General features: G+C 70.4%; 20 protein-coding genes. 17 read left to right on the forward strand and 3 right to left on the reverse strand.

Features of this window, described 5'->3' with window-relative positions:
* Positions 1-9 precede the first annotated feature (9 nt).
* The 3 genes from AVR91_RS12035 to AVR91_RS12045 are packed head-to-tail and all read left to right on the forward strand — an operon-like array spanning position 10 to position 1,478.
* Positions 10-447 (forward strand): SRPBCC family protein, encoded by a 438-nt coding sequence (locus AVR91_RS12035; RefSeq protein ID WP_063275690.1) that lies wholly within the window; start codon positions 10-12, stop codon positions 445-447.
* Positions 448-498: 51 nt separating this feature from the next.
* Positions 499-1,080, forward strand: a complete 582-nt coding sequence (locus AVR91_RS12040; RefSeq protein ID WP_016332589.1) for a TetR/AcrR family transcriptional regulator — start codon at positions 499-501, stop codon at positions 1,078-1,080.
* Between the two features lie 35 nt (positions 1,081-1,115).
* Positions 1,116-1,478: a winged helix-turn-helix transcriptional regulator gene (locus AVR91_RS12045; RefSeq protein WP_016332590.1), complete on the forward strand. Its 363-nt coding sequence runs from the start codon at positions 1,116-1,118 to the stop codon at positions 1,476-1,478.
* Here AVR91_RS12045 and AVR91_RS12050 read toward each other — a convergent pair.
* Entirely contained in the window at positions 1,463-2,080 is a 618-nt protein-coding gene (locus AVR91_RS12050; protein WP_016332591.1) for a TetR/AcrR family transcriptional regulator, read from the reverse strand. The two genes, AVR91_RS12045 and AVR91_RS12050, sit on opposite strands and share 16 nt — an antisense overlap.
* A gap of 84 nt (positions 2,081-2,164) precedes the next feature.
* Here AVR91_RS12050 and AVR91_RS12055 point away from each other — a divergent pair, with 84 nt between their 5' ends.
* From AVR91_RS12055 to AVR91_RS12075, 5 genes are all read left to right on the forward strand, one after another.
* On the forward strand, positions 2,165-2,677 hold the full coding sequence (locus tag AVR91_RS12055; RefSeq protein WP_063275689.1) for a PH domain-containing protein: 513 nt from the start codon (positions 2,165-2,167) through the stop codon (positions 2,675-2,677).
* Positions 2,674-4,179: a PH domain-containing protein gene (locus tag AVR91_RS12060; RefSeq protein WP_063275688.1), complete on the forward strand. Its 1,506-nt coding sequence runs from the start codon at positions 2,674-2,676 to the stop codon at positions 4,177-4,179. The genes AVR91_RS12055 and AVR91_RS12060 overlap by 4 nt, the downstream gene beginning before the upstream one ends.
* A gap of 188 nt (positions 4,180-4,367) precedes the next feature.
* Entirely contained in the window at positions 4,368-5,129 is a 762-nt protein-coding gene (locus AVR91_RS12065) for an isocitrate lyase/PEP mutase family protein (RefSeq protein ID WP_063275687.1), read from the forward strand.
* A 10-nt stretch (positions 5,130-5,139) separates the two neighbouring features.
* Positions 5,140-6,159, forward strand: a complete 1,020-nt coding sequence (locus AVR91_RS12070) for an aminotransferase class V-fold PLP-dependent enzyme (protein WP_063275686.1) — start codon at positions 5,140-5,142, stop codon at positions 6,157-6,159.
* A gap of 88 nt (positions 6,160-6,247) precedes the next feature.
* The gene (locus AVR91_RS12075) at positions 6,248-6,868 is read left to right on the forward strand and encodes a hypothetical protein (RefSeq protein WP_063275685.1); all 621 of its coding nucleotides are present in this window, start codon (positions 6,248-6,250) and stop codon (positions 6,866-6,868) included.
* A gap of 81 nt (positions 6,869-6,949) precedes the next feature.
* Here AVR91_RS12075 and AVR91_RS12080 read toward each other — a convergent pair whose 3' ends face one another.
* On the reverse strand, positions 6,950-7,879 hold the full coding sequence (locus tag AVR91_RS12080) for a ferritin-like domain-containing protein (protein WP_063275684.1): 930 nt from the start codon (positions 7,877-7,879) through the stop codon (positions 6,950-6,952).
* A gap of 135 nt (positions 7,880-8,014) precedes the next feature.
* Here AVR91_RS12080 and rimP point away from each other — a divergent pair, with 135 nt between their 5' ends.
* The 7 genes from rimP (at position 8,015) to AVR91_RS12115 (ending at position 14,797) form a co-directional block, all read left to right on the forward strand.
* Entirely contained in the window at positions 8,015-8,554 is a 540-nt protein-coding gene (gene rimP / locus AVR91_RS12085) for a ribosome maturation factor RimP (RefSeq protein ID WP_016332598.1), read from the forward strand.
* Positions 8,551-9,591 carry a transcription termination factor NusA gene (gene nusA, locus AVR91_RS12090; protein ID WP_016332599.1) on the forward strand — a complete coding sequence of 347 codons (1,041 nt, stop codon included), beginning with the start codon at positions 8,551-8,553 and terminating at the stop codon, positions 9,589-9,591. Before rimP ends, nusA begins: the two co-directional genes overlap by 4 nt.
* 110 nt (positions 9,592-9,701) lie before the next feature.
* Positions 9,702-9,917, forward strand: coding sequence for a YlxR family protein (locus AVR91_RS12095; RefSeq protein WP_016332600.1), 216 nt, complete (start codon positions 9,702-9,704; stop codon positions 9,915-9,917).
* 145 nt (positions 9,918-10,062) lie between these two features.
* Positions 10,063-13,080 carry a translation initiation factor IF-2 gene (gene infB / locus AVR91_RS12100; RefSeq protein WP_063275682.1) on the forward strand — a complete coding sequence of 1,006 codons (3,018 nt, stop codon included), beginning with the start codon at positions 10,063-10,065 and terminating at the stop codon, positions 13,078-13,080.
* 73 nt (positions 13,081-13,153) lie between these two features.
* Entirely contained in the window at positions 13,154-13,447 is a 294-nt protein-coding gene (locus AVR91_RS12105) for a DUF503 domain-containing protein (RefSeq protein WP_016332602.1), read from the forward strand.
* A 26-nt stretch (positions 13,448-13,473) separates the two neighbouring features.
* A complete protein-coding gene (gene rbfA, locus AVR91_RS12110) occupies positions 13,474-13,950 on the forward strand; it encodes a 30S ribosome-binding factor RbfA (RefSeq protein WP_007029396.1) in 477 nt (158 codons plus the stop codon).
* 16 nt (positions 13,951-13,966) lie between these two features.
* Positions 13,967-14,797 carry an alpha/beta hydrolase gene (locus AVR91_RS12115; RefSeq protein WP_143253981.1) on the forward strand — a complete coding sequence of 277 codons (831 nt, stop codon included), beginning with the start codon at positions 13,967-13,969 and terminating at the stop codon, positions 14,795-14,797.
* Between the two features lie 83 nt (positions 14,798-14,880).
* On the opposite strand, the gene AVR91_RS12120 is transcribed toward AVR91_RS12115, so the two are convergent.
* On the reverse strand, positions 14,881-15,924 hold the full coding sequence (locus AVR91_RS12120; RefSeq protein WP_063275680.1) for a TRM11 family SAM-dependent methyltransferase: 1,044 nt from the start codon (positions 15,922-15,924) through the stop codon (positions 14,881-14,883).
* Positions 15,925-15,964: 40 nt separating this feature from the next.
* Here AVR91_RS12120 and AVR91_RS12125 point away from each other — a divergent pair, with 40 nt between their 5' ends.
* Complete coding sequence (locus AVR91_RS12125) at positions 15,965-16,960, forward strand: DHH family phosphoesterase (RefSeq protein WP_083737520.1); 996 nt, start codon at positions 15,965-15,967, stop codon at positions 16,958-16,960.
* 48 nt (positions 16,961-17,008) lie between these two features.
* On the forward strand, positions 17,009-18,157 hold the full coding sequence (locus AVR91_RS12130) for a preprotein translocase subunit SecY (RefSeq protein ID WP_063275678.1): 1,149 nt from the start codon (positions 17,009-17,011) through the stop codon (positions 18,155-18,157).
* Positions 18,158-18,166: the final 9 nt, after the last annotated feature.

An 18,166-nucleotide genomic window follows, 5' to 3' on the forward strand; every position in this document is an offset into this window, starting at 1 on the left:
GGAGAACGTATGGCGAAGATCCAGCGCATTTCCGTCCACGGCCACACGAGCGCGAGCCCCGAAGACGTCTACGCGCTCCTCGTGGACCGCGAGCATTGGCCCGACTGGTCGCCCATGGGCGCGTTCCGCCTGCTCGACAAGGGGGACGACAACGGTCTCGGCGCCATCGGCGTCTTCAGCACCAACGGCGTCAACAGCTGCGAAGAGGTCATCGCGCTCGAACCCGGCAAACGCTTCGGCTACTCGCTGAAGAAGGGGCTCCCGGTGCGGGACTACCGCGCTTACGTCGACCTCACCCCCGAGCGGGGCGGCACCGCGATCCACTGGCATTCCACGTTCACCGCCAAGATCCCGGGCACCGGCTGGGTGTATCGCCGCTTCCTCGGCCACTTCATCGGGCGCATGGTCGAGAGCCTCGTGGCGCGCGCCTCGCGCGGCGCACCATAAAGTAGGCGCATGGCAGCCCCACGACGCACGCAGGAGGAACGCAGCGCCGCGATGCGCGTCAGGCTGCTCGACGCCACGATCGACTGTCTCGTCGAGTACGGCTACGCGGGCACCACGACCACCCGCGTCGCGGACCGCGCCGGGGTGACCCGCGGCGCGCAGGTGCACCACTTCCCGACCAAGACCGACCTCGTCACCTCGGCGATCCGGCATCTCGCGGCCAAGCGCACGGAGGTCGCGATGGCGGAGATCGACCGGCTCAAGGCCTCGGCCGACCCGGTCGGGGACGCGTTGCAGCTGCTGTGGGAGATGCACCAGGGGCCGGTCTTCTCGGCGACCGTCGAGCTGTGGGTGGCGTCGCGGACCGACGCGGAGCTGCGCGCCCAGATGGCGGTGGTCGAGCCGATCGCGACGAGCAGCCTGGTCGAGTTCGGCAAGGCCCTGCTGCCGGACCATTCGGCGCATCCGGAATTCCTGCACGCGGTGTACACGGCGATGGACGTCGTCCGCGGCATCCTCATCGCCAGCTGGGCGACTCGCGACCAGACCGAACTGGAGGCGCGCTGGGAGCGCGGCCGTCGTCATCTGATCCTCCTGTTCGAGGCGTTGATGCAGCCCGCTCCCTCCCGCTAGGCGTGTTACTCTCCCCGGGAGAGTGAGGAGGTCACGTGCTCGGAAACCCGTACGACCCCGACTGTCCGACCCGCGCGCTGCTCGACCGCATCGGCGACCAGTGGACCGTGCTGATCGTCGGCGTGCTCGGCGACGGCCCGCTCCGGTTCACCGAGATCGGCAAACGCGTGCGCGGCATCTCGCAGAAGGTCCTCACCCAGACGCTGCGCAGCCTCGTCCGCGACGGGATCCTGACGCGCACGGCGTATCCGGAGATCCCCCCGCACGTGGAGTACGAGCTGACCGCGCTCGGCCGCAACCTCGCCGAACCGCTCGAGATGCTCGACAAATGGGCCCGTGTCCACATGGGCGAAGTGCTCGACGCGCGCAAGAACTACGACGGTCAGCTCACCGCCTGACCGAACAGCCGGTCGAGGTGATAGTCCACTGTGGACAGTGCCTCCTCCGGCGTGCGGTGCTTCATCACGATGTTGGTGCCCTGGGAATCCGCGAGCGCCCAGAGGATCGCGGACTCGTGCATCGGGTCGGCCGATTTGTCGACATCGCCCGCTTCCTGGCTCTGGCGGATCAGGAGGGCGAACAGTTCGAACAGCTGGGGCACGCCGTCGGTGAACGCGGCCGCGAAGGACGGGTCGGAGATCGCGCGGATGAAAAACGCGACGCCCATCAGCCAGTCGCCGCGGCGGCGCTCGTCGAGCGGCAGGATCTCGACCATGATCGCGCGGATGATGGCCTTGGGTGTCGACGGCAGTTCGCCGGCCTCCAGCTGGGCCTTGATTCGCTCTTCGTACACCTGCGAGCGGCGTTCGACGGCGAACAGCAGCATCTCGTCCTTGGTCTTGAAGTAGTGCTGTACCAAGCCCATCGACATGCCCGCTTCGGCGGCGACATGCCGGAGGCTGACTCCTTCGAGGCCTCTCGTGGCCGTCAGCCGCGTCAGCGCCTCGGCGATCTCCGCGCGTCTCGCGGCGTGATCCACCTGTTTCGGCACCTTCACCATCCGTTCCGCCGTTTGCAATGCGATCGCATTGCCACTACTGTCCCACGCTATTACGATGCGATCGCATTGTAAACGCATTCGGGGGTGAACTCGGTGGAAGCCGAACGGGGGAAGGTGCGGCTGCGGCCGCCGCGGAACGCGCTGGATCAGCGGGTCGTCGGCTGGTGGCGGCTGCAGGGAACGCTTTTCTGGGGCGCTCCGGTGCTGGTGCTGGTGTTGCTCGGGCTGCTCATCACGCCCGCGAGGTTCTGGCTGCTGACGCCGGCGGTGGTGTTCGCGGTGCTGGGCCTCGTCTGGGTGATCGCGATGCCGCTGTGGTGGTTCAAGGTGCATCGCTGGGAGGTGACGGAGACGGCGGTGTACGCGCGCTCCGGGTTCTTCTGGCAGGAGTGGCGCGTCGCGCCGATGTCACGGATCCAGACCGTGGACACCCTGCGCGGGCCGCTGCAGCAGGTGTTCAAGCTCGCGACCGTCACGGTCACCACGGCGTCGGCGCGCGGCGCGGTCAAGATCCGCGGCCTCGACCACGAACTGGCCGCGAGCCTGGCGGAGCAGCTCACCGAAACGACGCAGGCGACGCCAGGGGACGCGACATGACCTCGGGCGAATTCGAGGGCTGGAACACGCTCGACAAGCGGACGCTCGCCGTCACCGCGGTGATGATGACCGGCGCGGCCGTCGGTGCCGCGATCCCGACCACGGCCGCGATCGTGGGCGGCGGCGCGAGATTCTGGGTCGCGCTCGCCTGGGTCGTGGCCGGCGGGGTGGTCCTCGTCGCCGGCGCTGTGCTGGCGGACCTCTTCTACTGGAAGGGGGTGCGCTACCGGGTCACGCCGGAACGCCTGGAGACGGCGTTCACGCTGGTCTTCCGTTCGCGGAAATCCCTGCAGCGCGAGCGGATCCGCAACGTCGACCTGACGGCGAACCCACTGCACCGGCTGTTCGGCGTGGCGGTGGTGACCATCGGCACCGGCTCGCACGAGTCGGGCGGGCAGGGCCGGATCAAGCTCAACCCGGTCTCGCGCCCCGAAGCCGAGCGGCTTCGCGCGGAATTGTTGCGCCGCACGGAAATCGCGGAGACCGACGAGGACGCGCCGCTCGCCGAACTCGACCGGGGCTGGATCCGCTACGCGCCGATGTCGTTCCTCACACCGGCACTGGGGCTCGCCGCGGGCGGCGGGCTCATGCAGGTCTCGGAATGGGCGGGGCTGCAGAAGGGGCTGATCGATTGGGTGATCGGCCTGTTCCGCGGTATCCCGCTGGTGGTGGCGATCCTGATCCTGCTGGCGATCGCGATGCTCGTCGGCCTGGTCGGCGCGCTGGGCCTGTGGGTCGAGATGTGGTGGAACTACCGGCTCGACCGTGAGGCGGGCGGGACGCTCCGGGTGCGCCGGGGCCTGTTCACCACGCGCTCGATCTCGATCGAGGAACGCCGGATGCGCGGGATCGACCTCGTCGAGCCGCTCGGGAACCGGATCTCCGGCGCGGCGCGGGTGGACGCGATCGCCACCGGCATGCGCCAAAGCGACGACAAGGACAAGACCGACTACCACACGCTGCTGCCGGCCGCGCCGGTCGCGACGGCCAACCGCGTCGCCGCGGCGGTGCTGCGCGAACCGGTCTCGCCGACCGAGGCCGTGCGGCTCACCGGGCATCCGCGCGCCGCGCGGGGACGGCTGCTGCGCTGGTGGATCGGCTCGGTGGTGGTGCTGCTGGCGATCTTCGCGCTCCTCGGCTTCCTGCTGACCGACGTCCTGCTGGTGATCGGCGCCGCGCTCGGCATCGTGTTGCTGCCCGCGTCGGTGCTGCTGGCGCTGGACGCCTATCGCAACCTCGGACACGGGATCACCGGGCGATACCTCGTCGGGCGGCACGGGACCGTGCGGCGGAGCACGTTCGCCCTGGAGCGCGACGGCGTGATCGGCTGGACGGTGAAGCAGTCGATCTTCCAGCGGCGCAAGGGTTTGCTGACCGTCGTGGCGACCACGGCCGCCGGGGCCGGGGCGTATTCGGTGTACGACGCGGGGGAGGAGCAGGGGCTGCTGTTCGCGGAGGAGTCGGTGCCGGAGCTGCTGACGCCCTTCCTCGAACGGGCCTGACCACACGGTTTGGGTCCCTGAAGTACGTGAAGGCCTCCTTCACTACCTTCAGGGTAGGCAAGGAGGCCTTCACGGACCCGACCCGCGATCAGCCGCGGAACCCTTCGCCCTAACCCGAACCGCCACTAACGACCCACTGGACCGACGCTTCGGCCGTCACCGAAACGTCCGCTGACTACCGTCGTGGCATGACCGCATTCGCCGCTTTGCACGTCCCCGGTTCCCCGCTGCTCCTGCCGAACGTCTGGGAGTTCGGCACCGCCGCCTTCCTGACCGCGCAAGGCTTCCCGGCGCTCGGCACGACCAGCCTCGGGGTCTCGGCCGCCGAGGGCGAGCCGGACGGTGCCCCTTCCTCGAAGGACGCCACCGTCCGGCTGGCGCGGCGGCTCACCGGGCTCGACGCGCTGATCAGCGTCGACCTCGCCGACGGGTTCAGCGAAGACCCGGGTGAGGTCGGCGCGCTGGCGGCGGAGCTCGCCGAAGCCGGTGTCGCGGGCATCAATCTCGAAGACGCCCTCGGCGACCCCGTGCGGCACGCGGCCAAGATCGCGGCCGTGAAGGACCGTGCCCCCGATCTGTTCGTCAACGCCCGCACGGACACGCATTGGCTCGGAAACCCCGACATCGGCGCCGCGATCGGCCGCTCTCTGTCCTATGTGGACGCGGGTGCCGACGGCGTGTTCGTGCCGGGGCTCGCCGAAGCCGCGGACGTCGAAAAGCTGGTGAAGGCCGTCGGGGTGCCGGTGAACCTGCTTTTCCTGCCCGGCAAGGTCACCGTCGCGGGGCTCGCCGGGCTCGGCGTCGCCCGGATCAGCCTCGGGTCGCTGCCGTACCGGATGGCGCTCGCCGCCACGCTGCGCACGGTGGAGGCGGTGCGCGACGGCGGGGAACTCCCGCTGACCCCGCCGTCCTACGCCGACGTCGCGGCCCTGCTGCCGGAATCTCATTAACCTCGGGGGCATGCAGACCTTCGGAGCCGAATTCGCCGTCCCGCCCGGATATCTGAACACCCCCAGCATCGGCATCCCGCCGTCGCACGTGGCCGACGCGGTGGCGGAGGCGGTCGAGCGGTGGCGGCGCGGCGAGGCCCGGCCTGCCGACTTCGACGAGCCCGTCGCGCGGACCAGGGCGGGCTTCGGCGCGCTGATCGGCGCCCCCGCCGAGCGCGTCGCGATCGGGGCGTCCGTCTCGCAGCTGATCGCGAACGTGGCCGCCGGGCTGCCCGACGGCGCCAGTGTCCTGGTCGCCGCGAACGACTTCACGAGCGTCACCTTCCCGTTCGCCGCCCAGGCGCATCGCGGGGTGAAGGTCACCGAAGTCCCGCTTGCCGAGCTGACCGAGCGTGTCGAAGGGCACGACCTCGTCGCGGTCAGCGTCGTCCAGTCGGCGGATGGCGCCCAGGTCGACCTCGCCGCGCTCCGGGCCGCGTCCGAGGCGGCGGGCGCGGCGGTCCTGCTCGACGCCACCCAGGCCGCCGGGTGGCGGCCGCTGGACCTCGGCTGGGCCGACTGGGTGGTCGCCGCGGGTTACAAATGGCTGCTCGCGCCGCGTGGGGCGGCGTGGCTGGCCGCGCATCCGCGGGTGCTGGAGCGGGCCGTGCCGGTCGCCGCGAACTGGTACGCGGGCGAAGACCGCTGGCAGACCGTCTACGGGCTCCCGCTGCGCCTGGCGGAGGGCGCCCGGTCGCTCGACCTGTCCCCGGCGTGGCTCGCGTTCGTCGGCGCCGCCGCCTCGCTCGACTACCTCGCGTCGTTGGACCTCGAAGCCGTCCGAGCGCACTGCGTGGGCCTCGCCGACTCGCTCCTCGAAGCGGTCGGTTCACCCGGTCAGGGGAGCGCGATCGTCTCGCTCGACGCCGACGCCGGCCGGCTGGCGGACGCGGGCATCGTGGCCGGTACTCGGGCCGGGAGGCAGCGATTCGGCTTCCACCTCTACAACACGGCTGACGACGTCGAACGGGTGATAAGCACGTTCAGGTGAACCGCCGGACGGGCGTGAACTACCGTATGTTCCCGTGGTTGGTGCGCAATTTACCCCGGGAGCGACGGAAACGGCCCGGCTTCAGCCGGTGCGACCGGCAGGGCCGGGCGGGCCGCCGCCCGCGCCGAAGCCGCCGAGGGACACCAAGGCACTGGCGCTCAAAGGCGGCGCGCTGGTCGCCATCGCGGTCGTCTCGGCGCTGCTCTGGTGGCTGATCCGGCACGAACCGGAGCCGACGCCGGTCGCGGACACGCCGTCGAAGAGCGGCCAGTTCCAGTTCACGCTGGTCGAAGGGCCGCAGGTCACCACCGACTGCGCGAGCAAGGCCTACGGCGACACCAAGAAGTTCTTCACCGACACGCCGTGCACGCGCCTGTCGCGGGCGCTGTACACGACGGAGACCGGTGGCAAGAAGGCGCTGGTGTCGGTCGTCCTGGTCACCATGCCCGGCGAGGTCACCGCGACCCAGCTCAAGACTCTGACCGACAAGGACGGCACGGGCAACGTGTCCGACCTGGTGCGCGACGGGACCTTCAAGGCGCAGGGGGCGCCGAAGATCTCGGGGCAGGACGCGGCCTACGACTCCCACGTCAGCGGGGCCGAGGTGGCCATCGTGCTGGCGGGCTTCTACGACAAACAGAAGGACAAGCCGGTGCTGGAGCGGATCGCGACCGACGCGCTGCGGCTCTCGGGCGACCTGCGCCGCTGACCGGAATCCCCGCCTCCGAAGTGTCATGAAAGGGTCGTTCAGGACAAAAGATGTCCTGAACGACCCTTTCATGACATGAGGTCAGACCGACTGGCCCGGCATCGCGATCGCCACCGGCTTCGCGCCGAACTCCGCCCGCCAAGCCGTCCCCCGCCGCGCCGACCCGATCAGCGCGTTCAGCGCGGTCGTCCGCAAAGCCGCGTCGTCGGTCCGGTCGACCACGCCGAGCCAGGCCGCCGACGCGTCCGACTCCGCGGTCGCCACCAGTTCCATCGCCGAGTTCGCCTCGGTCACCGGCCTCGGCGGCACGTACGCGGCCTCCGGTCCGGTGGGCGTCTGGCCCGCCGCGGACAGCATCCGTTCGCAGACGTCCCGTCGTTTCACGTGCTCGGCCGTACCCCGCGACACCGCGCCGCCGAACGCCGCCGGCAGGTATGCGCTGACCAGCCCGTACACCCAGATCGCCGCGTGTTCGGCGGCCAGCGCCTGCTGGACGGCCTCCGCCGCCTCCCCGCCGAGCTGGACCCCGGCGGGCACCTCGACGGCCCCGGCTTCGTCGCCGCGGCCCAGCTTCTCCGAACTCTGCTGCAGCGCCGCGCAGCCCGCCGCCACCGAGGCGACCATCCCGGCGCGATAGCGGGGCAGTGTCGGCACGAGGCCTTCGGCCTGTTCACGGGCTGCGGCGAGCCGTTCCTTGAGGCCGTCCAGCGACGACGGAGGCGGAGTCGCCGCCGGGCCCGGCTGATCCGGCTTCGGCCGGTTGAGCCGGTCCACCTCGGTCTTGAGCGCCGCCGCGTGCGCGGTCCGCGCGGTGGCGACCGCTTCGCCCTCGGCGCCCAGCGCCTTCGCCCCGGCCGCGTCGGTCTCCGCCGCGCGCAGCAACGGGCCCAGCGGGTCGGGGCTTTCGTCGAAGCCGGGGGAGCAGGCGGACGCCAGCGGCACGGCCAGCGCGGCCAGCGCCCCCATCCGCAGGAAAGTGCGACGGCTCGGCTCTGTCGATCTTCCGGTCACGCCGCCCCATCCTGCCAGTACCCCGTGCGGGGCCGCCGCTCGCGCGTCACGCGGGGGTGACCGGATAAGCTGGTCCACTACCGAACCCGGATCCACGCCGCCGGGTCGCCCACAGCCGAACAGGAGCGCTCCACCGTGCCCAACGACCTCGCCAGCAGGCTGGAGCCCATCGTGGCCGAAGCCGTCAAGGCCGCGGGTTTCGACCTCGATTCCTTCGAGGTCCAGCAGGCAGGCCGCCGTCAGCTGGTCAAGGTCGTCGTCGACGGGGACGACGGCGTCGGGCTGGACGAGGTGGCGGGCGTCAGCCGCGCGGTCTCCGCCGCGCTCGACGAGAACGAGCACGTGATCGCGAGCGCGTACACGCTCGAAGTCACCTCGCCGGGTCTCGACCGGCCACTGACCGTGCGGCGGCACTGGCGGCGCGCGAAGTTCCGTCTCGTCAAGGTCACCCCGGCCGAAGGCGCGGCGTTCATCGGCCGGGTCGGGCACGCGGGGGAGAAGTCCGCGCGCGTGCTCGTGGACGGCGAGATCCGGGACGTCCCGTACGCCTCGGTGGCCAAGGCGGTCATCGAGATCGAGTTCAAGCAACCACCTGCCGAGGACCTGAAACTGTTGGAAACCGATGCGTCGGCCCTGAACGCCGCCACCACGGAGCCGAAGGAGGAGCCGAAGTGAACGTCGACATCGCCGCGCTGCGCGCGATCGAACGGGACAAGGACATCCCCTTCGAGACGGTGATCGAAGCGATCGAAACCGCGCTGCTCACCGCGTACAAGCACACCGAGGGCCACCAGCCGCACGCCAGGATCGACATCGATCGCAAGAGCGGGCTGGTCCGCGTCCTCGCGCACACCCTCACCCCGGACGGCCAGACCGACGAGGAATGGGACGACACCCCCGAAGGCTTCGGGCGGATCGCCGCGACCACCGCGCGGCAGGTCATCCTGCAGCGCCTGCGCGACGCCGAGCACGAGAAGACCTTCGGCGAGTTCTCCGCCAAGGAGAACGAGCTCGTCGCCGGCGTGGTGCAGCGCGACGCCCGCGCCAACGCCCGCGGCATGGTCGTCATCCAGGTCGGCGACATCGAAGGCGTGCTGCCCGCGATCGAGCAGGTGCCCGGCGAGACCTACGAGCACGGCGACCGGATCAAGGCCTACGTCGTCACCGTCTCGCGCGGCAATCGCGGCCCGCAGATCACGCTGTCGCGTTCACACCCGAAGCTGGTCCACAAGCTGTTCGCCCTGGAAGTCCCCGAGATCGCCGACGGCACGGTCGAGATCGCCGCCGTCGCACGGGAACCGGGACACCGGACCAAGATCGCGGTCCGCTCGACGGTGCCCGGCGTCAACGCCAAGGGCGCCTGCATCGGCCCGGTCGGCGCGCGTGTGCGCAACGTGATGAGCGAGCTGGCCGGCGAGAAGATCGACATCATCGACTACTCCGACGACCCGGCGAAGTTCGTCGGGAATGCGCTGTCGCCCGCGAAGGTTGTGTCGGTGAAGGTCGTCGACGAGCGGGCCAAGACCGCTCGCGTCGTCGTCCCGGACTTCCAGCTTTCGCTCGCGATCGGCAAGGAGGGGCAGAACGCCCGTCTCGCCGCCCGGCTCACCGGCTGGCGGATCGACATCCGCAGCGACGCCGCTCCCGAGCAGGGTGACGAAGCACACGCCGGGCAGGCGCGGCCCGCCGCGGCAACCGGTTCGGCTGAGTGAAGGTCGAAGCGCTAGACTTACGAGTGGTTCAGAGTCCGCCGCCGGGAACCGACCTCCAGCATGACCGGGAAACCCCGGTTCGCACTTGTGTCGGTTGCCGTAAGCGGGCCTTGATCGGCGAGTTGCTGCGAGTGGTCGCGGCGGACGGTCGGTTGGTCGTCGACGAACGTCGGCGGCTGCCGGGCCGGGGTGCCTGGTTGCACCCCGTGCCGGACTGTCTGGCCAAGGCCGAGCGGCGCAGGGCGTTCCCCCGAGCACTTCGTGTTCCCGGGTCGCTCGACGCCCAGGGTGTCCACGAACGCCTGGAGCGGCACGCCGAAGGCTAAAGGGCGCCGGGACATCCCCGGTGCCGGATGGAATCAGGAAGCAGGTCGACCCGTCATGAGTCAGCCGTGAAGCTGAATCAATGAACGCGCGACAATAGGACGAGGTCTGCGGGTCTGCCGCCGGCCTCCCCAGATGAGGAGAGCTGTGCCAGGCAAGGCCCGAGTACATGAGCTCGCGAAAGAGCTCGGCATCACCAGCAAGGAAGTTCTCGCCAAGTTGAAGGAACAGGGCGAGTTCGTGAAGTCCGCGTCGTCCACCGTCGAGGCGCCGGTCGCCCGCCGTCTCCGTGACGCGTACCCGTCCAAGGACGGCAAGAAGAAGCCGGTTCCGACCCCCGGCCCGCGCCCTTCGCCCGCGCCTCCCGCGAAGCCCGCTGCCCCGGCTCCGGCCGCGAAGCCCGCTCAGCCCGCGCCCGCGGCGAAGTCCGAGGCCCCGGCCGCCCCCGCGGCGCCCGCTCCGGCGGCGTCCGCACCGTCGGCCCCGGCCCAGCAGCCGTCCCGTCCCACCCCGGGCGCCCGCCCGGGTCCGCGCCCCGGCCCCCGGCCGCCGGCGCCCAAGGAAGAGGTCGCTCCGGCGGCGAAGGCCGCTCCGGCCGAGCCGAAGAAGGAGACCCCGGCAGCACCGGCCACCCCGCCGTCGTCCCAGACGCCGTCGCAGGGTTCGGTCGTGCCGCCGAAGCCGCAGGGCCCCAAGCCCGGCGGTCCGAAGCCCGGCCCGCGCACCCCGCGTGTCGGCAACAACCCGTTCGGTGTGGGTTCCGGTGCCCCGGCCCCGCGTCCGTCCGGCCCCCGTCCCGGAGGCGGCCAGCAGGGCGGCGACAACCGTCCGCCGCGTCCCGGTGGCGGCCAGGGCGGCGGCGACCGTCCGGCTCCCCGTCCCGGTGGCGGCGCGCCCGGTGGTAACCGGCCGAGCCCGGGCAACATGCCCCCGCGCCCGAACCCCGGCATGATGCCGGGCCGCCCGGCCCGTCCGGCCGGTGGTCCCGGTGGCGGCCGTGGTGGTCCCGGCGGCGGGGCCCGTGGTGGCCCTGGCGGCGGCGCTCGTGGCGGTCCCGGTGGCGGCGGCGGAGGTTTCCGCGGCGGTCCCGGTGGCGGCGGCGGTGGCGGTTTCCGTCCCGGCGGCGGTGGCGGCGGTTTCCGTCCCGGTGGCGGCGGTCCCGGTGGGGGCGGCGCCCCGGCCGGTGGCGGCGGCTTCCGCGGTGGCGGCGGCGGTCGTGGCGGCCCCGGTGGCCGTGGCGGTACCGCGGGTGCCTTCGGGCGTCCCGGTGGTCCCTCGCGCAAGGGCCGCAAGTCGAAGCGGCAGAAGCGCCAGGAGTACATGGACAACATGCAGGCGCCCAGCGTCGGCGGCGTCCGCCTGCCCAAGGGCAGTGGCGAGACGATCCGGCTGCCGCGCGGTGCCTCGCTGACCGACTTCGCCGAGAAGATCGACGCCAACCCGGCTTCGCTGGTGCAGGTGCTCTTCCACCTCGGCGAGATGGTCACGGCGACGCAGTCGGTGTCCGACGACATCCTGGAACTGCTCGGCGGCGAAATGAACTACAACGTTCAGGTCGTCAGTCCCGAGGAAGAGGACCGGGAGCTGCTCGAGACCTTCGACATCACCTACGGCGAAGACGCGGGTGAGGAAGAGGATCTGCAGGTCCGCCCGCCGGTCGTGACCATCATGGGTCACGTCGACCACGGTAAGACCCGCCTGCTCGACACGATCCGCAAGACGAAGGTGCGCGAAGGTGAAGCCGGTGGCATCACCCAGCACATCGGCGCCTACCAGATCGAGACCGAGCTCGAAGGCACCCCGCGCCTGATCACCTTCATCGACACCCCGGGTCACGAGGCGTTCACCGCCATGCGTGCCCGTGGTGCCAACTCGACCGACATCGCGGTGATCGTGGTGGCGGCCGACGACGGTGTGATGCCGCAGACGGTCGAGGCGATCAACCACGCGCAGGCCGCCAAGGCGCCGATCGTGGTCGCGATCAACAAGATCGACAAGGAAGGCGCGAACCCGGACAAGATCCGGCAGCAGCTGACCGAGTACGGCCTGGTCGCCGAGGAGTACGGCGGCGACACGATGTTCGTCGAGATCTCCGCGCGGCAGAACATCAACATCGACGGCCTGCTCGAGGCGATCCTGCTGACCGCCGACGCCGCGCTGGACCTCCGGGCCAACCCGGACATGGAGGCCCAGGGTGTCGCGATCGAGGCCCACCTCGACCGCGGCCGCGGTCCGGTGGCCACGGTGCTGGTCCAGCGAGGCACGCTGCGCGTCGGTGACTCGGTCGTGGCGGGTGACGCCTACGGCCGCGTCCGCCGGATGGTCGACGAGCACAACGTCGACGTCACCGAGGCGTACCCGTCGCGTCCCGTCCAGGTCATCGGGTTCACCTCGGTGCCGGGTGCGGGCGATACCTTCCTGGTGGTCGACGAGGACCGCGTCGCCCGGCAGATCGCCGAGCGCCGCTCCGCCCGGACGCGCAACGCCCTCAACGCGTCGCGTCGCAAGCGGGTCAGCCTCGAGGACCTCGACTCCGCCTTGAAGGAGACGAACAGCCTCAACCTGATCATCAAGGGTGACAACTCCGGTACCGTCGAGGCGCTCGAAGCCTCGCTGGTGCAGCTCGAGGTCGGCGACGACGTCGAACTCAACGTCGTGCACCGCGGTGTCGGTGGCGTCACGGAGTCCGACATCGACCTGGCGACCGCGTCGGACGCGATCGTCCTGGGCTTCAACGTCCGTGCGCAGGGCAAGGCGACCGAGCGGGCCACCCGCGAAGGCGTCGACGTCCGGTACTACACGGTCATCTACCAGGCGATCGAGGAGATCGAGCAGGCTCTGAAGGGCATGCTCAAGCCGGAGTACGAAGAGGTGGAGCTCGGCAAGGCCGAGGTCCGCGAGGTCTTCAAGTCCTCGAAGATCGGCACCATCGCCGGTTGCCTCGTCACCTCGGGCGAGATCCGCCGCAACGCGCGGGCCCGCCTGCTCCGCGACGCGACCGTGGTCGCCGAGAACCTGCCGATCAGCTCGCTGCGGCGGTTCAAGGACGACGTGGTCGAGGTCCGCGACGGTTACGAGTGTGGTCTGACGCTGGGGTCGTACAGCGACCTCAAGGTCGGCGACATCATCGAGACCTACGAGCAGCGCGAAAAGCCGCGTGCGTAAGTGACAAAGCGGCGCTCCTCCGCATCTGGGCGGGGGAGCGCCGCTTCACCTTCGAATCAACCCAGAACCCCACATGTTCGTAGGAGCTCTTGAGCTCGACATCCTGCTGGGCGACGTCCACTCGCTCAAGCAGAAGCGATCCGTGATCAAGCCGGTGCTGGCCGAGGTGCGCAGGCGTTTCGACGTCTCCGTCGCCGAAGCGGGCCATCAAGATCTGCACCGGCGCGCGCTGATCGGTGTGGCCGTGGTCGCGGCGAGTGGCGAGCACGTTCGTGACGTGCTCGACTCGTGTGAGCGCCTCGTGGCCGGGAGGCCGGAGTTCGAACTGCTCTCCAGCCACCGCCGGCTGCTCGGCCCGGATGACTAAAGAATCTTTCGAGGAGACGAATCCCCATGGCCGACCCCGCTCGGGCTCGTAAGCTCGCCAAGCGGATCTCACAGATCGTCGCGCACGCGATCGAGCACGACATCAAGGATCCGCGGCTCAACCACGTGACGATCACCGACACGAAGATCACGGCGGATCTGCACGACGCCACGGTCTACTACACGGTGCTCGGCGAGAACCTGGAGTCCACGCCCGACCACGCCGGTGCCGCGGCGGCGCTCGAATCCGCCCGCGGTGTGCTGCGCACGAAGGTCGGCCAGGGCACCGGAGTCCGCTACACTCCGACGCTGGCCTTCGTGGCCGACAGTATTCCTGAGGACGCCAAGCGCATCGAAGACCTTCTCGCGAAGGCGCGGGAAGCCGATGCGGAGGTGGCCCGGCGGGCCACTGGGGCGCAGCACGCCGGCGAAGCCGACCCGTACAAGCCGCCGCGGGAAGAGGCCGAAGACGATGAGTTCGCCGACGAGGAGACCCGTCGCTGAGCGACCGGACCACGCCGTGAGCAGGCGTGGTCTCCTGCTGGGGGCCGCGGCTCTCGGCGGCTCGGCGCTGCTTTCCGCTTGCGGCGCCGAGAAACCACCCCTGGTGGGGCCGCCGCCGGTGGCCCCACCGTCCACGCCGACCCCGCTCACCGAGGCGGTCACGGTGCAGAAGATGCGGTCGGCGGCGCGGAATCGCGACGTCAACCTCGTCATCATCGCGCCGGACGGTGTGTCCCGGGTCGGGATGCCGGTCTGCGTCGCCCTGCACGGACGCGGCGCGGACGCCCGCACGTTCCTGAACCTGGGTGTGCAGGACGCGCTGAACCGGGCCGTCGCGGCCGGGCTGCCCGGATTCGCGGTGGCCGCCGTCGACGGGGACAACTACTGGGTGGACGTCGGCAAGGCCGACGACCCGCAGCGGATGCTGTCAGACGAACTGCCCGGCTGGCTCGCCCAGCGGCAGCTGCGGCCGCCGTCGGCGATGTTCGGGATCTCGATGGGCGGGTTCGGCGCCCTGCGCTACGCCCGTGACCACAAGGACCTCAAGGCGGTCGCCGTCGCCAGCGCGGCATTGTTCGTGAGCTGGCCCGATGCCAAGTCCCGCAAGGTGTTCGCGGATCGCGCGCAGTGGGAATCGCACGAGCCGCTGCTGCACACCGGCGACCTTTCCGCCGCGGTGACGGGGGTGTGGTGCGGGAATTCGGATCCCTTCGCCCGCGCCGACCGCAAACTCATCAAGGCACTGGACCCCGCCGTCGCGAAGATGACGCCGGGCGCGCACAACGACGACTACTGGCGCGAGATCATGCCCGACGTGCTGAAGTTCGTGGGGGACCGCATCGCCTGACCCCCCGCATTTCGTCCTCTGAATGCGGTAGTTGGCATCGCGAACCATCGCATTCAGAGGACGAAACGCGGGAGGAGGGGGCGTCAGGCGGGTTTCGCGGCGACGATCAGGTCCCGCACGATCGCCTGGTCCACCCGGTGGGCGAAACCGGCGTACGGGCCGTCCTCGCGGACAACAAGGCCCGCCTTGTCCAGGATCGCGGCGAGTTCCTCGCGCGGCGCGACGTTGGTGTTCCACGAGATGCCGAGCGCCCCACCCGGGCGCAGCACCCTCGTCCACACGGGAACGGCGGCCGCGAGCAGGTCGCGCGGGCTGCGCGCGAGCGACGCGTCCTGGGTACGGTGGCTGCCGTGCTGCACGCCGTACGGGGCGTCGGTGACGATGAGGTCCACCGAGTTCGGCCGCAGCAGTTCGTCGGTGGTGAGCGTGTCGCAGTTGAGGTAGCTCAGCCGGCGCACCTCGCCCGCCTTGTACCGCTCCTTGGTGATCCCGAAACCGATGTCGAGCCGCCTGCCGAGCCGGACCTTGTTGCGGCGCACCTGACCGGATTCGGCGCTGTGCTTGATCCGCTTCTGCTTCAGCCAGGTCTTGATGAACATCTCGTAGGAATCGAAATCCTTGCCGTCGACGTCGAGACCGGTGGCGTCGAAGCCGTACATCATCGCCTGGTTCAGCGTGGTGCCTCGGCCGCAGAGCGGGTCGAGCAGGTGCAGCGGCTTGTCCAGCATCGCCGCCGGGTCCGCCATCGACAGCAAGGTGACGTTGACGAGGAGTTTGGTGAACAGCTCGTTCGTCTTGCCCGGGTACTTCTGGATGGTCAGCAGATCCGAGTCGAAGTTCGCGAGCGGGCTGATCGTCACCGGCTTCAGGACGCCGTCGCCGCGTTCGAACAGCGCGTACAGCGCCGAAAGGTTCGAGAGGAGCGCGAGATCGCGTTCGCTCAGCGGGGCGGGCGTGGTGAAGGTGAGGTAGCTGACGCCGCCGAGTTCCGTCTCGCCGATTTCGGAGATCTCGGTCGCAAGAGCGGACAGACCGAACACCGCCAGTTCCGCGCGCAGAAGGGCCGGGGTGGAGTCGGTGTAGACCCGGTTGGCGGACGGGTAGACCAGGATCGCGTACTCGGACATCCGGTAGAGCGTAGCTTGACTGATTGTGACAGCCACTCCAGTGCCGAACCTGAAGGAAGCCGCCGCCCTCCTGGCGCGCGCCACCGACGTGACCTTGCTCGGCCATGTCCGCCCGGACGCCGACGCGCTCGGCAGCGCGCTGGCGCTGGGCCGGGCACTGCGGCTGCGCGGCGCCGAGGTCCGCGTCTCCGTGGGCGAGCCCGAAGAGATGCCCGAAACGCTGCGGAGCCTGGACGTCGGCGGGCTCTACGTCCCCGCGAGCGAGCTGCCGGAGAGCGAAGGGCTGCTGGTCGCGCTCGACACGCCCACCCCGGGCAGGCTCGGGAAACTCGCACCGCGGGTGGACGCCGTCCGCGCGGCGGGCCGAGACGTCCTGGTGATCGACCACCACGCGTCGAACGTCTTCTACGGCACACACCACGTGGTCGACGACACCGCCGAAGCCACCGCGGTCCTCGTCTTCGCGTTGCTGGAGGAACTCGGCACCGAGATCGACGAGCCGATCGCGCGCTGCCTGTACGCGGGACTGGTCACCGACACGAGCGGGTTCCGCCGGGCCCGGCCCTCCACCCATCAGATGGCCGCGAAGCTGCTCGAAGCCGGGGTCGACCCGGACAAGGTGGTCCGCGAGATCGTCGACGACCACCCGTTCGCATGGCTGCCGATGCTTTCGGACGTCCTCGTGGGGGCCCGGCTCGAGCCGGACGAGGCCCGCGGCTTCGGCCTCGCGCACGCGGTCGTGACGCTCGACGCCGCGCGGTCCGTCCGTGCCGAGGAGGTCGAAGCGGTCGTCGACGTCGTCCGCTCCGTTCGCGAGGCCGGGGTCGCCGTGGTGCTCAAGGAAGCCGCGCCGATCGGGCCGCGCCGACGGTGGACGGTCTCGCTCCGTTCGGCGGGCGGTGTCGACGTCTCGGCCGCGGCCGGCGAGCTGGGCGGCGGAGGACATCGCCAGGCGGCCGGGTGCACCGCCGAGGGCACGGCCGACGAGGTACTCGGCAAGATCCGGGAGGCCCTCTCGAGGGCGCCGCTGCTCTGACGAACGGTGTCATCGTAATTTCATCGGCGGTTCCTAACGTGAGCCACGATGAACGAACGAAACCCCCTCCGCCGCCGGATCCTGGTCACGCTGGGCGTGATCGTGCTGTTCCGGCTGGGCCAGAGCCTGCCCACGCCCCAGACGGGCCGCCTGCCGCTGAGCGATCATTCGTGGCGTTGGATCGTCGACCTCCTCACCGGTGGTCGCCTGGCCACGGTGTTCGGGTTCGGTGTCCTTCCCTGCCTGGTCGCCCCGTTCGTCCTGCGCGCGCTGATCGTCCTGATCCCGCGGCTGGCGGCGCTCCGGGCGGAAGGTGAAGCCGGAGCCCGGGTGCTGACGCGGTACCGGCGACGGATCGTCGTCGTGCTCGGCCTGCTCGGTGCCGTCGGCTTGGCCGTGTCCCGAGGGCAGGACGTCCTGGACGGAGCCGTCACGGTGGCGTGCCTGACCGCGGGCACCGCGGTGGTGCTGTGGCTGACCGAGCTGATCACCGAGCGGGGTTTCGGCGACGGTGTCCGGATCCTGCTGCTCGCGCAGGTCCTTGCGGTGCTGCCGCCGGAGTTCCTGCGCCTGTACGAAAGGACGGGCTGGGCCGCCGTCGTGGTCATGGCCGTGGTGACGCTGTCGGTCATCGTGATCACGATCGTCGTCGCGCAGGGACAGCGCCGCGTCCCGGTGCAGTACGCCAAGCGGATGATCGGCAGACGCGCTTTCGGTGGGACACCCACCTACATTCCCCTTCGCTTCCCCCAAGCGAACACCCCGGCCGTCCTCGCCGCGGTCCTGCTGTGGGTGCTTCCCTTCGGTCTGGGTCCCTGGTGGATCGCGGTCTACTTCGTACTGGTCTGCCTTTTCGCCTTCGCCAGGGCCGCTGTGGCGCGGAACATGGACAAGGTGGCGGACGAGCTGGTGCGGGTGGGCGGTTTCGTCCCCGGGATCCGGCCGGGGAACTGGACCGCCGAGTACCTCGAATACGTGAACCGCCGGATCATCGCCTTCGGAGCGTTCGGCTTGGGAGTGGTGGCGCTGATCCCGGTCGCCGGTCTGGCCCTGCTCGGCGTCACCCCGGCGACACTGTTCGTCGCCGGGGTGACCCTGCAGGTGGTGCTCGTCTTCCTGGTCGGTGTCTCGCTCGACACCACGCGGCAGATCGAGTCACTGCGGCAGCAGCGACGCTACGAACCGTTCCTCCGCTGACCGTGACCG

It is taken from the genome of Amycolatopsis keratiniphila subsp. keratiniphila (assembly GCF_001620365.2).
Lineage (GTDB): Bacteria > Actinomycetota > Actinomycetes > Mycobacteriales > Pseudonocardiaceae > Amycolatopsis > Amycolatopsis keratiniphila.

Excerpts from the sequence above, each read along its gene's own strand:
- AVR91_RS12120 (WP_063275680.1), bottom strand. The coding sequence starts at position 15,924 with ATGTCCGAGTACGCGATCCTGGTCTACCCGTCCGCCAACCGGGTCTAC.
- AVR91_RS12130 (WP_063275678.1), top strand. The coding sequence starts at position 17,009 with ATGAACGAACGAAACCCCCTCCGCCGCCGGATCCTGGTCACGCTGGGC.
- AVR91_RS12040 (WP_016332589.1), top strand. The coding sequence starts at position 499 with ATGCGCGTCAGGCTGCTCGACGCCACGATCGACTGTCTCGTCGAGTAC.
- AVR91_RS12060 (WP_063275688.1), top strand. The coding sequence starts at position 2,674 with ATGACCTCGGGCGAATTCGAGGGCTGGAACACGCTCGACAAGCGGACG.
- AVR91_RS12070 (WP_063275686.1), top strand. The coding sequence starts at position 5,140 with ATGCAGACCTTCGGAGCCGAATTCGCCGTCCCGCCCGGATATCTGAAC.
- AVR91_RS12105 (WP_016332602.1), top strand. The coding sequence starts at position 13,154 with ATGTTCGTAGGAGCTCTTGAGCTCGACATCCTGCTGGGCGACGTCCAC.
- AVR91_RS12050 (WP_016332591.1), bottom strand. The coding sequence starts at position 2,080 with ATGGTGAAGGTGCCGAAACAGGTGGATCACGCCGCGAGACGCGCGGAG.
- rbfA (WP_007029396.1), top strand. The coding sequence starts at position 13,474 with ATGGCCGACCCCGCTCGGGCTCGTAAGCTCGCCAAGCGGATCTCACAG.
- AVR91_RS12065 (WP_063275687.1), top strand. The coding sequence starts at position 4,368 with ATGACCGCATTCGCCGCTTTGCACGTCCCCGGTTCCCCGCTGCTCCTG.
- AVR91_RS12035 (WP_063275690.1), top strand. The coding sequence starts at position 10 with ATGGCGAAGATCCAGCGCATTTCCGTCCACGGCCACACGAGCGCGAGC.